Annotated in this window: 8 protein-coding genes; 6 read left to right on the forward strand and 2 right to left on the reverse strand. The window is 49.9% G+C overall.

What is annotated here, in order from left to right; genetic code table 11:
• The 6 genes from HOM51_09510 to HOM51_09535 all read left to right on the forward strand — a co-directional run.
• A partial coding sequence (locus HOM51_09510) for a tripartite tricarboxylate transporter TctB family protein (protein ID MBT5034745.1) occupies positions 1–363 on the forward strand: 363 nt, incomplete at its 5' end.
• A gap of 86 nt (positions 364–449) precedes the next feature.
• Positions 450–1,448 (forward strand): tripartite tricarboxylate transporter substrate binding protein, encoded by a 999-nt coding sequence (locus HOM51_09515; protein ID MBT5034746.1) that lies wholly within the window; start codon positions 450–452, stop codon positions 1,446–1,448.
• A gap of 54 nt (positions 1,449–1,502) precedes the next feature.
• Positions 1,503–3,017: a C4-dicarboxylate ABC transporter permease gene (locus tag HOM51_09520; GenBank protein ID MBT5034747.1), complete on the forward strand. Its 1,515-nt coding sequence runs from the start codon at positions 1,503–1,505 to the stop codon at positions 3,015–3,017.
• Between the two features lie 171 nt (positions 3,018–3,188).
• Complete coding sequence (locus HOM51_09525) at positions 3,189–5,705, forward strand: PAS domain S-box protein (GenBank protein ID MBT5034748.1); 2,517 nt, start codon at positions 3,189–3,191, stop codon at positions 5,703–5,705.
• A gap of 305 nt (positions 5,706–6,010) precedes the next feature.
• Entirely contained in the window at positions 6,011–9,076 is a 3,066-nt protein-coding gene (locus HOM51_09530; GenBank protein ID MBT5034749.1) for a response regulator, read from the forward strand.
• On the forward strand, positions 9,073–10,200 hold the full coding sequence (locus HOM51_09535; protein ID MBT5034750.1) for a response regulator: 1,128 nt from the start codon (positions 9,073–9,075) through the stop codon (positions 10,198–10,200). The genes HOM51_09530 and HOM51_09535 overlap by 4 nt, the downstream gene beginning before the upstream one ends.
• Positions 10,201–10,219: 19 nt before the next feature.
• Here the strand turns inward: HOM51_09535 and HOM51_09540 are convergent, their stop codons facing one another.
• Together HOM51_09540 and HOM51_09545 are read right to left on the reverse strand one after the other, a co-directional pair.
• On the reverse strand, positions 10,220–11,389 hold the full coding sequence (locus HOM51_09540; GenBank protein MBT5034751.1) for a mandelate racemase/muconate lactonizing enzyme family protein: 1,170 nt from the start codon (positions 11,387–11,389) through the stop codon (positions 10,220–10,222).
• A gap of 73 nt (positions 11,390–11,462) precedes the next feature.
• Positions 11,463–14,405 (reverse strand): CHAT domain-containing protein, encoded by a 2,943-nt coding sequence (locus HOM51_09545; protein ID MBT5034752.1) that lies wholly within the window; start codon positions 14,403–14,405, stop codon positions 11,463–11,465.
• Positions 14,406–14,464 lie beyond the last annotated feature (59 nt).

Consider the following 14,464-nt stretch of genomic DNA (forward strand, 5'->3'; position numbering starts at 1 on the left):
GAAGGCCCTGCCGCTTTCCCTAAATTGATTGCCGGTGGGTTGCTGCTGTGTTCCTTCATACTTATCGGTCGGACGTTCTTCGATAAAAAAGAATCTCCAAAAATGTTTACCGACATTCACTGGCCGGTCATCACTTTAGTTGCTGGGGCATGGATCGCCGTCATCTTTTTTGTCGAAGCGCTGGGGTTTCTTATTCCTGGGGTTTTCTTTGTCGGGCTGGTCACTTGGAACCTGACGGGTCGCCCAAAAGACGCCAAGGCGTTGGCCATGCTTGCCGCCTTTATCGTCGGCCTTTCCGTCGTCCTATGGGTCGTCTTCCATAAGGCATTAGGAGTAGAATCGCCTTCTGGATTTTTATTTTAATTAAGTAATTACCAAGGGGAAAATCAAAAACAATCCCCGCAAAATCGACGTTCATTCACGTTTCTCAAATGGGAGGAAGAAGTACTATGTTGAAGTTACCTACACGAAAGAACTTTGTTATTGGATTGGGCACCACCCTTTCTTGTCTTGCGATGGTGGGGCTTTCTGCCCCGGCGTCTGCTGCGTATCCTGATAAGCCGATCACGGTTGTTATTGGTTGGGGCCCAGGCGGCGGTATTGATTCGTTTGTCCGCACCGTTGGCAAGCACATCAAGAAGCACCTCGGTGTTGAATTTAAGATCATCTACAAAAAAGGCGGCGGCGGAAAAGTTGCCCATAATTTGTTGGTGACGAAATATAAGACCGACGGCTACACGATTGCAGCCGCCAACGTTCCGCACCAAACAATCCCGACCCAGCTGTCAAAAAAGGGCTACCGGCTGAAAGACATTCAGTGGGTTTCCAACTTGGTGCTGCTGCCAAGCACGATCATGGTGAAAACGACCGCGCCATTTAAGACGTTCGGCGCACTAACGAAGGCCGCCCGCAAGGCCCCTGGAAAGCTCAAAGCGGGCACGCCAGGTGCCACCAGCGGAAGTGCGGCGTTCCATTATAATTGGACCAGAATGGCGGCTGCCAACATCACGCTGATCCCGTATCGGGGTGGATCCAAAATGCTTAAGGGTATGCTTGGCAACGAAGTCGAAGTCATGTCATCGAACGCCAATTGGGGCGTGCGTTTCCCGGACAAGCTGATCACTGTCGCGGTTGCAGGTGAAAAGCGGTATGAGCTTCTGCCTGATGCGCCGACGTTGAAGGAATTGGGCGTCAACTATGTCGACAATCTGACCCGGACCTTCACAGCGTCCGCCAAAGTAGACAAGGCCAGGATCAAAGTCTTGTCCGATGCCTTCGGTAGACTGACCAAAGATCCAGCCTACGTGAAGGACATGAAGAAAGTTGGCCTGGTGCCAAACTTTATGGACAGCGCGGCGACCACTGCTTACGTCAACAACTACGTTGCCAAAAACCAAGCGGTTTTTGCGCTCATGAAGTCGAAGCAGAAGAAAAAGAAGAAGAAATAAGGAAGTCATTTGCCGCAGTTGAACACTTAGCAAACATCGAATGCGAGGATACACATGCTAGAAGGTTTAGCTGCGGCACTTCCGGGGCTCCTAGATGGGCAACTTATTGGGCTGATTTTCATGGGCGTCGCCATTGGTATGCTTGGCGGCGCACTTCCGGGGATCAGCCCGTCCATCACAATTGCGCTGCTTCTGCCAATTGCGTTTTCACTTGATCCGTTGACCAGCCTCGTCGCCCTTGGTGGGGTTTACATGGCGGCGGAATACGGCGGATCGATCTCCGCCATTTTAATTAATACTCCGGGGACCGCAGCAGCGGTTTGTACAGCACTTGATGGCCATCCCATGGCGCGTCAAGGCCGGGCACAAGAAGCCCTTCATGCTGCCATACTCGCGTCCAGCGTCGGCGGCTTGGTCGGCGTGTTGGTGCTGATCGGCTTCACCCCGCCTTTGGCTGAGCTGTCCCTAAAATTTAAATCACCGGAAATGTTCTGGCTGGCCATTGCGGGCCTCGCCATTGTCTGCAACCTGACCGCCGCCAACTTTGTCAAAGGCGTGATGTCGGCCTTGATCGGCATGTTCATCGCCACCATTGGCTATGAGTTGGAAACCGGCTACCCGCGTTTTGCTTATGACATCCCTGAAATTGAAGCTGGTATCAGCCTTGTACCGTGTATCATTGGCTTCTTCGCCATCCCGCAAATGTTGATGCTGGCCGGTGCAAAAGACCAAACAGTGGCCGAGGTCCTGCCAACGCCGGGATCGTTTAAAAGAGTCTCCCTATTCATGTGGCAGCGCCCGGTACTGGTCCTTCGGTCCGCCATCATTGGGACCTTCATTGGAATTTTGCCAGGGGCCGGAGCGTCCATCGCCAGCTTCGTTTCTTACAGCGAAGCCAAACGCTTTTCCAAGGAGCCGGAGAAATTCGGCACCGGTATTCCAGAGGGCGTGATCGCATCCGAATGCGCCAATAACGCCATGGTCGGCGGATCTCTCATCCCCCTGCTCGCCTTTGGCATTCCGGGCTCGGCAAGTGCCGCAGTGCTGTTCGGCGCTCTCACGCTTCATGGGCTGTCTCCCGGAGGCAGACTGTTTACCGAACACGCCAGTGTGGTCTATGGATTCATGGTCGGCTTTATCCCGGTTGTCGTGGCGATGTTGATCGTCGGCGGGCTTGCCGCGCCCGTATTTGCCGCTGTGCTGCGCGTGCGGACCGCCTATATCGTGCCGACGGTGATGATGCTGGCGTTGATTGGAACATATTCTTTCCAGAACAGCGTCGTCGATATCTTCATCGCGGCCAGCACCGGCGTGCTTGGCTTCTTCATGATGAAGTTTGGTTTCTCGCTGCCTTCCGTCGTTTTAGGAATTATTTTGGCCCCAATGGCAGAAGAAGGATTTAGGCGGTCACTGCTGCTGGGCACCATTGATGGTTCTGTCTGGGGTGTCTTCTTCTCAAGCCCAATTTGTATCATCTTAATTTTAATTGTGATCGGAATGGTGGTCAGCGCGTTTGTGAGCGAGGCCAAAGGAAGAAAGCGTTTGTCACAATCAGCCAGCGGGCATTAAACATACCGGTTTCACCACAGCGCTATTTTCTCTATCTTCCAAGACATGTCAAAAATTCGTGTCCTTTATATTGAAGATTCTGAATTTCAGCGCTAACTCTTTAAATTAGTCGTTGAAGAGAAGTGCGGTTTTCAGGTCGACACCGCTGAGACAGGTGCCGAAGGATTAAGCTTGTGGTCTTCGGAGACTTACGACGTCCTGGCTGTAGACCACGAACTTCCTGACATGACCGGCCTGCAAATTTGCCATACCGTATTGTCGGATCGACCTGACCTTCCCGTCGTCATGATTACGGGAAGGGGAAATGAATCGATTGCTGCGGAGGCGTTAAATATTGGGGTTCGCCACTATCTAACCAAGGATTCACCTACAATTTACGAAAATTTATTGCCGGTTATCATTACAAAACTTGCAAATCATGCGCAGGAATTAGAGTTAAAAACCCAAGCGGAAGTCGCGCTAAAAGCCAGCGAAGAAAAATACCGTAATTTGGTGAACGTCACGCCATTTTGCATTCATGAAATTGACCTAGATGGAAAGCTTCTGTCGATGAATACGGCGGGCCTTGAAATGATGGGGGTTGAGAATGAGTCTCAAATTCGCGGGCTTGAATATCTTGATATTCCTGTTCCTGAGGACCGGGAGCGTATCGCCAAGTTAATGGAACGCGCAATACAAGGGGAAGGCTCAACGTTTGAATTCACTGCAAAAGGCGAATTCGGCCTTGTGCACTTTTCAAGTAGTTTTGAGCCCGTCAAAGACAACGATGGTCGTGTCATAAGATTAATGGGGGTCGCCCAGGACACCACGGAGATTAAAAACAACGAATCCGCCTTACGACAATCGGAAGAAACCCTTCGCTCCGCTATTGAGAGCATTCCTGAAGGGTTTGCTATGTACGACAAGGCGGACCGGCTTGTTCTATTTAATCAGAACTATTTTAAATCCCGCCCTGATGCCGTTGAAACCATGAAACTTGGCATGACCTATGAGGAGCAACTGAGGATATATGAAAAGAGTGGCCAACGGATTAAGGATCAAAGTGAAAATAGAATTCCCATCGAAGAAAGGATTAAGCTCCATAAGAACCCACAAGGGCCGATGTATTCAAAGTTCGCCAGTGGCAAAACCTACCAAATAAATGAAATACGAACCGATAACGGCGGCATTGCATCCATCCGCACGGATGTTACCGACCTCCTAAAAATTCAATCCTCACTGGCAGAAAGTGAAAGTTTGTTTCAAACGGTGGTCGACAATTCCCCTGCTGCCTTAACAATGAAAGACCGCGAAGGCCGGTTTTTATCGGTCAATAAAACTTTTGTCGAATGGATGAATGCAAGTCCCGAGGAAATTATTGGCAAGACCATCAATGATTTTTATCAGGACGATCTATCCGAGCCCAAAAATAGTGGCGAACAGGAAATACTGGAGACCGGCAAAAAAATAATGGTCGAGGGATCAAGATTATACAATGACGGGAAGCATCGTTTCATATCGTCCCATAAGTCGCCAATTTATTCTGCGGATGGCGACATTTCTGGTATTTGCACCGTAATTCTTGACATAACGGATCGAAAAAAGTCTGAAGAGGCCCTGCTAGAAAGCGAGGAACGTTTTCGCACTCTTTTTGAAGCAGCGAATTACGGCATTCTCGTTCATCGTAATTTCAAACCATTATATGCAAACCATGCCCTTGCTGATTTGTACGGATATGACTCGATTAATGAAATAACTGAGTTAGAGTCGACCGCAATACTTACCCATCCCGACTACGACTTAGGAGGACTTCTGCATCATTCGGAGGGCGAACCACTGATCGCTGACCGGGAAACCATGGGAGTGAGAAAGAACGGAAATAAATTTTGGGAAGACCGCCGTTCTTTTGTTATTAACTGGGATGGGGAACCTGCGGTTTGTTCTATTCGGTCGGATATTTCCACCCGTAAACTCGCCGAGGAAAGCCTTCAGAAATCGAAGGAAATTGCCGACGACGCCAGCCGCGCCAAATCGACATTCCTAGCAGCCGCCAGCCATGACGTCCGCCAACCGCTTCAGGCCATGGGGTTATTTTTGTCTGTCTTGGACGACAAACTGGCAGAGTCTTCCGTAGGCAGTGACGAAACAATCCAATCACTTGTTGCTCGTATGAATGATTCAGTTTCTGTGCTTACTGGAATGTTTGATACGCTTTTGGATATTTCCAAGCTGGAAGCGCAAACTCTGACGCCGACGATCACCGAGTTCAGTGTTGGCATTTTCATGCAGCGTTTGTTTGGTCAGTTCGAGCCTCAGGCCAAGGAAAAGGGCCTCGGCTTTAATTTTGAATCCACTGAACTTAGAACCCTATGCGACGAAACAATGTTGGGTCAAATTTTAAGCAATTTCCTAAGCAATGCGATCCGTTATACCGATGCAGGAGAAGTCATCTTCCGCGCGCATCAAGATGGGGACAATATTAGGATTGAAGTTCAAGACAAAGGCATTGGTATTTCAAAAGAAAATTTAGCACACATCTTCGATGAATTTTACCAAGTCGGAAATCAGCAACGAGACCGAACCAAAGGATTGGGATTGGGCCTGGCCATTGCCAAAAGAACAGCCGACCTTCTTGGGCTTAAATTAACAGTCACGTCTGAAGAAGGCCGAGGGTCCACCTTTTCGATCGATATTCCTAAATCGGAATAAAGGTTTCAAAAATGAAAGCCGCGCATCAAAAGCCTCTTCAAAACGGCCTTCACCTCCATCAGGCGGGCTAACTGACCGAAGCCACAGCATTGTACAAACAGGTCATTGACCAGGCCCCCAACTACGCCGACGCCCGCTGATCGGAACTATCTTCTACACTTCCATAAATATGGATACGGCGTCCTCCTTGGCGGAGGCCTAAAACCATAGCTAATGTCCTTGGAAAACCTGTATAATACCCCCATATTAAAAAATACACGTTTATGTTTCTGCATTATTTTAATAAATCTTATGGGTTACCGTTCATGCCGGATAAAAGGCAAAAATTTATAAAGAAAATGGCGGCCCTGCAGGCTGCTTACAAAGCAAACCTGAGCCAGAAGGTCCAGGAACTGGAAACCGTCATTCAGTCAATTGAATTAGGCGATCTCACGCTTAAATCCAAACATGCGCTAGAGACCCTTCACGGACTGTCGCACAAGCTAGCGGGCGGGGCTGGAACCTTCGGCTTTTCTGCAATCTCTGATGTGACTCGAGACTTCGCTCAGCACATTATTCAGATGTTAGATACGAACGAATCTATTACTCCCGGCGCAAAAGAGAAAATTCTTGAGCATTTTGACAAAATTAAAGAAGAAGCCGAAAAGGAAACAAAGAAAGAGGAAAGTCGACTTCCAAGTTTAAATATTTCGAGCGTAGGTCAAAGCCGCAGAAGGGATGATATTCAGACGGTTATTGTCGTCGATGATGATGAAGTATTTATCGGTGCCCTAGAAAGTCAACTGACCTATTTCGGATTTAAAGTACTCGCGCTGACTGAACATACAAAGCTACGTGAAACCCTTGTCGCAAACCCGAGATCTGTCGTGCTGATGGATGTGTCCTTTCCTGGGGATTCAACGGCCGGTTTAACCACAGTTGAGAGCTTGCGGAACGAGGGCCTTTTAACGTCGCCGGTCATATTCATGTCAATTCGTGGCGATTTTGACATTCGATTGCAAGCTGTTCGCATTGGTTGCGAGGAATATCTGGTCAAGCCACTCGACTTGGCAGAACTGGTCGATATTCTCTATCGCGTGACCGGTCAGACCGGTGAAGAAGCCTACCGAGTCTTGGTCGTCGATGATTCTCCTTCCGCTGCCGCTTTCAATGCTGCCCTGCTGAACGAAGCAGGATTGGTCACGGTCGTTGTAAACGATCCTTATGCGGTCATGGCCCCAATCCGAGAATTGCGGCCTGACGTAATTCTCATGGACATCCAGATGCCGGAATGTAGCGGCTTCGAACTGGCGCAGGTCATTCGCCATGACAGAGAATTCGTCCACACCCCGATCATGTTTTTATCGGGTGCCGACATTGAAGACGGTTGGATTAAGTTTGCTCAGTCCGGCGGCGATGATTTCCTGCGTAAGGGAATTTCGCCAAACGAACTCGTAATCTCTGTCATTTCCCGGGCAAAACGCGCACGCGATCTGAACAGCACGAACCTTCGACTAAAGGAAAGCGAAGCGCTCTACCGCGCTGTCACGCGAACCGCACCGGAAGCGATCATTACCGCCGACGATGAAAAACGCATTATCCATTGGAATGATGGTGCCGAGAATTTGTTTGGATATGATGCGTCTGAAACATTCGGAAAATCCCTCTCCTTCATCATCTCAGAAAAACACCAGGATATGACTGCTAAATCGTCGGAACTGGTGGAAATTTCTGTACCTCAAAAAGACGGTGAAGACATCCTTTGTGATGTTTCACTGACAAATTGGGATATCGCTGAAAAGCAATACTCAACGTTAATTTTTCGTGACATATCGGTACGCAAAGAACAAGAGGTGGCGCTGAAAGAAAGTTCAGATCGATTGGCCAGTGCCATCGATAACATGAATGATGGATTTGTTTTGTATGACCAGGATGATCGACTGGTATTATGCAACAACCAATACCGTAGAATGTACGCAAATTCATATGACCTGATTGTTCCTGGGGCGAAATACGAAGATATCATTCGCGGTACTGCCGCACGGGACGGCATGTTGGAAGCCGTTGGTCGTGAGGAAGAATGGGTTCAGGAAACCCTTGAACGACGAAAGAATCCACGACAGCTTTATGAACAAAGATTAGGAGAGGAGCAGTGGGTACGCGTATTCAATAGCGTCCTGCCCAATGGAATGCGTGTCGGATTACGGACAGATATTTCCGAACTAAAACTCGCCAAAGAGGAAGCCGATCGTGCCAATAAGGCCAAGTCTGATTTCCTGTCTTCCATGAGCCATGAGCTTCGAACCCCCATGAACGCCATTCTTGGCTTCGCCCAAATGCTTGAATACAACCCGGATCAACCGCTTACCGATGAGCAACAGGACTGCTTGGACCACATCTTAAAAGGCGGAAGACACCTGTTGGATTTGATCAACGAAGTGCTCGAGCTGGCGCGCATTGAATCGGGTAATATCAACCTCAAGATCGAAGACGCTTCAATCGCGGATACGCTTCTTGAATGCCTGTCATTGATAGGTCCATTGGCCGAAGAAAGAGGCATAAAAATTGAATCACCAGACCCTCTAAAAATCCCTGACACCGCACGGGCAGACGCGACTCGATTCAAGCAGGTCTTTATCAATCTTCTTTCCAATGCGGTCAAATACAACAGAGAAAATGGCAAAATTCGAATTGAAGTATCCGAAACAGCGAAACAAATTGTTCGATTCAGCGTGACCGATACGGGTGAAGGTATTTCGGAGGAACTTCAGGAAGAACTCTTCCAACCCTTCAGCCGATTGGGTGCAGAAGCGTCTGAAATCGAAGGCACAGGTATTGGCCTTGTCGTTACCAAGGAAATCGTTGAATTGATGGCCGGAGATATCGGCTTTGAAAGTACAGTCGGCGAAGGCAGTACGTTCTGGTTCGAACTCCCGATGAGTGATGGAACCATCAGCGGCGAACAAGCCCAGCCCAAGAAGGATAAAGCATCCGATATTCACAAGTTAGGACAGGCTGTCGGAACATTGCTTTACGTCGAAGACAACCCTGCAAATTTAGAGCTTATGAAATTGATCGTAGATCGCGTCGACGATCTCACTCTAATTTCCGCCTCCACAGCAGAAACCGGTATTAAATTGGCGCGGGAAAAAATACCGGATATTATAATTCTAGATATTAACCTGCCCGGAATGAGCGGATTTGACGCCTTGAAGAAACTTAGCAAATTTAAAGAGACATCAAATATTCCAATCATGGCGCTCAGCGCGGCAGCAACACGGAACGATATTAATAAAGGTATGAAGGCTGGATTTCGTGACTACCTGACCAAGCCAATTGATATTCCCGTCGTGGTTAATGCCATCAAGGCGGTATTAGAGGATGCTCCATGAAAACGCCTACCGAGGATATTTTAAACTCAAATATTTTAATCGTAGACGACAATCCAACCAACGTGAATCTTTTGGAAATGATGCTCGGAAGGGCAGGTTACACCAACATCACCAGCACGACCGACCCGCGCGAAGTCGAAGGGCTCTACAAGGAAAATGAATTTGATCTGATCTTGCTGGATATTCGGATGCCGCACATGGACGGGTTCGAGGTCATGGAACAGTTGATGGACGGCATTGAAAACGATTACCTGCCCATCCTGGTCATCACCGCGCAACAAGAGTTGGAAACAAAACACCGTGCTCTCGAAATCGGCGCGAAAGATTTCGTCACCAAACCCTTTGAGCGCATTGAATTGTTGAACCGGATTGTCAACATGTTGGAAGTTCGCGCGCTTTATAATGAGCGGAAAATTCAAGCTAAAATTCTTGAAGAAAAAGTCGAAGAACGAACCCGCCAGCTCTCTACCCTGCAAGACGCCACCATGGTCGCCATGGGCTCCCTTGCAGAAACCAGGGACAACGAGACCGGAAACCATATTCGACGCACCCAACGTTACGTGAAACTTCTGGCAGAAAAACTTTCAGAACAATCCCGCTATGCCGATATCCTTACACCGGAATATATTAGCCAACTTTATAAATCTGCCCCCTTGCACGATATCGGCAAGGTCGGTGTACCAGATGCCATTCTTCTCAAGCCCGGCAAGCTAACGCCAGAAGAATTCGAAGAAATGAAAAAGCATACTGTCTACGGTGCGGATGCCATCGAGGAAGCCGCATCCTCAATTGAGGATGAAGAAACCCGAGGATTTTTAACGGTCGGTTGGGAAATTGCGCATTATCACCAAGAAAAATGGGACGGTAGCGGCTACCCGGCAGGATTGTCCGGTGAAGATATCCCGCTTTCTGCGCGCCTGATGGCCATTGCCGATGTCTATGACGCGCTTATCAGCCGGCGGGTCTACAAACCCCCCTTCCCCCATGAAAAATCAGTCGCAATTATTAGCGAAGGCAAGGGCCAACACTTTGATCCCGTTATGACAGATGTCTTTATGGAAATATCTGAACAATTCTTAGAAATCGCCAATGAATTCCAAGATTCAGAAGAAGACGTTCTGTAATTAACCCCCCACCTAAAGCCTACCCCCGCTCCGACATCCGCTTCACAACATCTTCATCCACTGTAAGCCCCAACCCTGGGCCGTCTGGCATTTTGCAGTTGCCGCCGTCGAATTGAGCCCCGCCATCGGCAACCGGTTCGTCCTTGAGCCGCAGATGGTAATCCATGCCAGGATCACACGCGACAAGACGCACGGCGGCGTGCATGTGGCCGGTCGCTGTGTCCAGCAGGCGGCTGCCTTGGGTCCAGTCGATCCGCACCGGCATGGAAGCGGCTTCGGCCATGCGGATGATCTGCATCGCCTTATAGAACCCACCACATTTTCCGAGCTTGATGCTGATCATATCGGCCATGTGGTGGGCCGCGATTTCGATCATCGTATTCACCGATGTAATCGCTTCATCGGCAATGACCTTTTGCGGCACGGCGCGGGTAATTTCCGCCAGGCCCTTTAGGTCGTGATACATCACCGGCTGTTCAATTGCGAGATTCTGCACTCCTTGGAAACGGCGCAGTAAAAGTTCAATCGAGTCCTTCGCTGTCCCCCACGTCTGATTGGGGTCGGCCATGATCAGGGCTTCTTTGGGCGCGACCTTAAGGATGGCTTCCAACCGGTCCCCGTCTGCATCCAAGGATTCAAGGTGTCCCGTCATTTTAGGCTCGAAACAGGTGTAGCCTTTCTCGCTGAGTGCTGCGACTTGTTCGGCCATCTTCTCCGGGGTCTCTCTTGGCGTCGTCCCCATCAGTCCAAATTCAGTCTGAAATCCACCGCCGAGAAGATTATAAATTGGCTGACCAGAGGCTTTCCCCATAATGTCATAACACGCGATGTCGATGGCACTGCGCGCGCCTGCATTGCCATGCAAAAAAAGATCATCCAATTTTTCATGCACAGCACCAATGTGAAATGGGTTCATGCCGATGATCTGCTTGGCGAACAGTTTGATGGTGGAGACGATGCTTTCCTGAGTCTCACTGGTGACAGGATGCGCCGTCGCTTCGCCCCAGCCGATAATCCCTTCATCGGTAAAAATTTTAATAAAGACATTTTGCTTGTATTCAATATTCGCGAACCAAGCCTCCCGCGCATGCACCGATGTGCCGACGGCTTTGTTAGACCCAAACATCCGATGATAAAGGTCCGACGGTTCCATCCAGACCGGAATGACTTCAATTTCAGTAATTTTCATGCGCTGATCCTCCTTGTTGCCGCATTTTGAACTGAGGCTGGTTACAGGGCAAGGGGCTGAGTATCAGGCTCGCTTAATTAGGGTTGCCCCCTTCACCGACGACAACGAACGGAGCCCAGAACAAGGGATGGGCGTAGTGCGGTTTATCAGCGCTGTTCATCAAGGCAAGCATGGAACGTTGCAGAGCCACCGCGGGTCCGACACCTGCGCCGGCCGTCAGCATCTTCGTGGTCAGTCTGACTGCCGCGTCTGAGACCACCGGCCAATGTGAGACCAGTAGCGCGCGGCTGCCGGCGTAGAAAAAGGCCTTGGCGAGGCCGGACAAACCCTCTGCCCCTTCCGTGCCATCACCGGCTGCGGTATTGCAGGCCGACAGGATCACAAGATCGGCGTTGAGTTTCAGATGCGCCACCTCACTCGCTGTCAGCAAGCCATCGTCCAACGTGGTTCCCTTTGCGGGCGGTGTGAGGACCAATGCCGGTTCCGCGTTCTTCATATCGCCTGCCACCAATCCGTGGGTGGCGAAGGTAATAATGCGGCTGTTCGACAGGTTTGTTTTTTTGACTGTTCGTTCGGTTGCCCGCTTGCGCATGTAAATATGTTTGCTGTCTCCGTTCACCGCTGCAGAGAGAGCCAGAAGTTCTTTCGCCGTATCGGGTAAGGGAGGAAGGTCTCGGATCGCATCGACATTTGCGACCGAACCCCGGAACAGGTTCGCCAGTTTAATCCCTCTCGTTCCGCCTTGCGGACCATTCAGCAATGGGTCGCCGAACCCAGTAAAAGGAATAGTAGCCACCGCCCGCTTGGCAAAGGTTCTAAGCGCCCGTAACGATGATACTGATGGCAACGTTGTCAGTGCATACTTCTTGGCCAGCCACGCAGTCTGTCGATAACCGGAGAAATCCTTGAACTCTTTCTCAGGCTTATCCGTCACCAAAACACCCAACGGCAGACTTTGCAGCGCACCATCCGCGACCACAAAAACATGGCGGGCACCTATTAAGAATTTGTCGATGGGGGCAAAAATCTGCTTGAACAATTTGTGAGCGGCTGTTCGATCAAATGTCGGCAAATCAGCGAGTTTATCTATACCGCTCGCATCCAAGCCGCCGCGCAAATCATCAATTGCATCTTGAAGGGCATCGCGACCTACGCGCGCCGGAAAAACCACGGCTGATTCCCGACGCACCACCCAGACATAGGTTACCCACTTTGTGACCAAGTATGCGATCATGGCTTCATCAGGCCTCAGCAATTTTTGAACAGCACCTAAGTGAACAGGTTTGGATGCCGCCAATTCGGTATAATTTGGAAACTCGGCAGTTAACTTATTCGACAGAGTTGCGACCTTGGCTTCTAAGCCCTCCAGCCGGTTGCGCACATTTTTTTCTCGGGATCGATTGCGCTTGTCAGGCGTGGCGCTAACCAACTTGATCAAGCGCACGTCCAATTTTTGCCAAAGTGCTATGGAGTCTTGAAGTTCGCGGACGGTTTTTGCCAAGCTATCGCTGCCCGCAGCAAAGCGCGCCGCCATACGCGACACGGCAACGCCTGCTTGAGTCGCACGGGTGAGTTGACCAACAGAGAAAGATTCAGAAACTAAACGATCACGGTCGGACGTTGACTTCCGGGCAACGGAGACGGCGGTGCGAACATGTGCCGTGAATAGATAGCGTTTGGATTTTTGCTCGCTTAATCCTCCCAAACTTTGGTTTCCGCCGTGTGCAGCGCGGGCCTGATGGATTGCTGTGGCGCGTCGGTAGTATTCAAGCCCCTCGACGTCTCGGCCCTGGGTGGTATAGAGCCCACCAAGATTTCGAAGATTCAGCGCGACATCTGGATGTCGAAGCCCGAGAGCCCGCTCATTCATTGCCAATGATCGTTTGTACAGCGGTTCTGCATCCGCGAACCGGCCCTGTGATTTATACAGCCTGGCGAGATTATTGAGGCTCTTCGCCAAGTTTGGATGCTGCGGGCCGAGAGCCTTTTCACCGATTATCAAAGCACGTTTATAAAATCGTTCCGCATCCACAAAACGACGTTGTTTATTGTATATCATCGCCAAATTATTGAGGCTCGTCGCCACGCGGGTGTGGTCAGGACCTAAGGACTTTTCCAAAATCGCCAAGGATCGCAGGTAAAGAGGTTCGGCGTCAGCGTACCGACCTTGTTTGTAATACACGCCCGCCAAATTATTGAGGGCGATGGCGACGCTACCATGCCCTGGTTCCAGGGTTCTTTCATAGATCTCCAGGGCGCGTTTATATAGCGGCTCCGCGGCGGACAAACGATCCTGGCCAAAGTAGAGCAATGCAAGGTTGTTGAGGCTTTCCCCAACGAGGGAATGTTCCAATCCAAGAGTCTTTTCCTTAACCACTATAGAGCGCTTAAAAAGGGGTTCAGCCTCAGCGTATCTGCCTTGTTTGTAATACAGCAATCCGAGATTGCTGAGGCTGTTCGCAAGGGCGAAACTTTCGGAACCCAGCGTCTTTTTGAAAATCGCCTGCGATTTTTTATACAACGGCTCGGCAATAGCATAGCGCCCCTGAACTCGATACAATTCGGCCAAGTTGTTGAGGCTCGTTCCGACGCGGGAGTGATCGGGCCCCAAGGCCTTTTCATAGATCGTCATGGAGTTCTTGTAGAATTCCTCCGCGTCTCCATAACGACCTAGGTCGGCATACAACAAACCCAAATTATTAAGGCTCTGGGCAATGTCTCGATGCGTGGGTGCCAAATTCTTTTTTCTGATCGCCAGCGCCTTATTAAAGAAAGTCTCGGCCTTCCTATGTCGGCTTTGCGCATAATAGGCCTCGCCAAGACTGTTCATTATGTCAGCGCTTATGGTGTGATCAGGGCCGAATTCCATTTCACCCCGCTTTAGAGTTTTTTGGAAAAAGGAAACGGCCTCTTTGTAATTTCCCTTTTTGTGAAACGCCACGGCCTGCTGATATGATTTGAGCAATTCTGGAGACTGGGCGAATACTGTCACCGAACCGCCGACGAGCAAGCTCAACAAGATTAACCCAACGACACACCTTATACATTGGTTCAACACGAACATTCCCTTGGTAA

The sequence above is a fragment of the Rhodospirillaceae bacterium genome (genome assembly GCA_018660465.1).
Classification (GTDB): Bacteria; Pseudomonadota; Alphaproteobacteria; order Rhodospirillales; family JABJKH01; genus JABJKH01.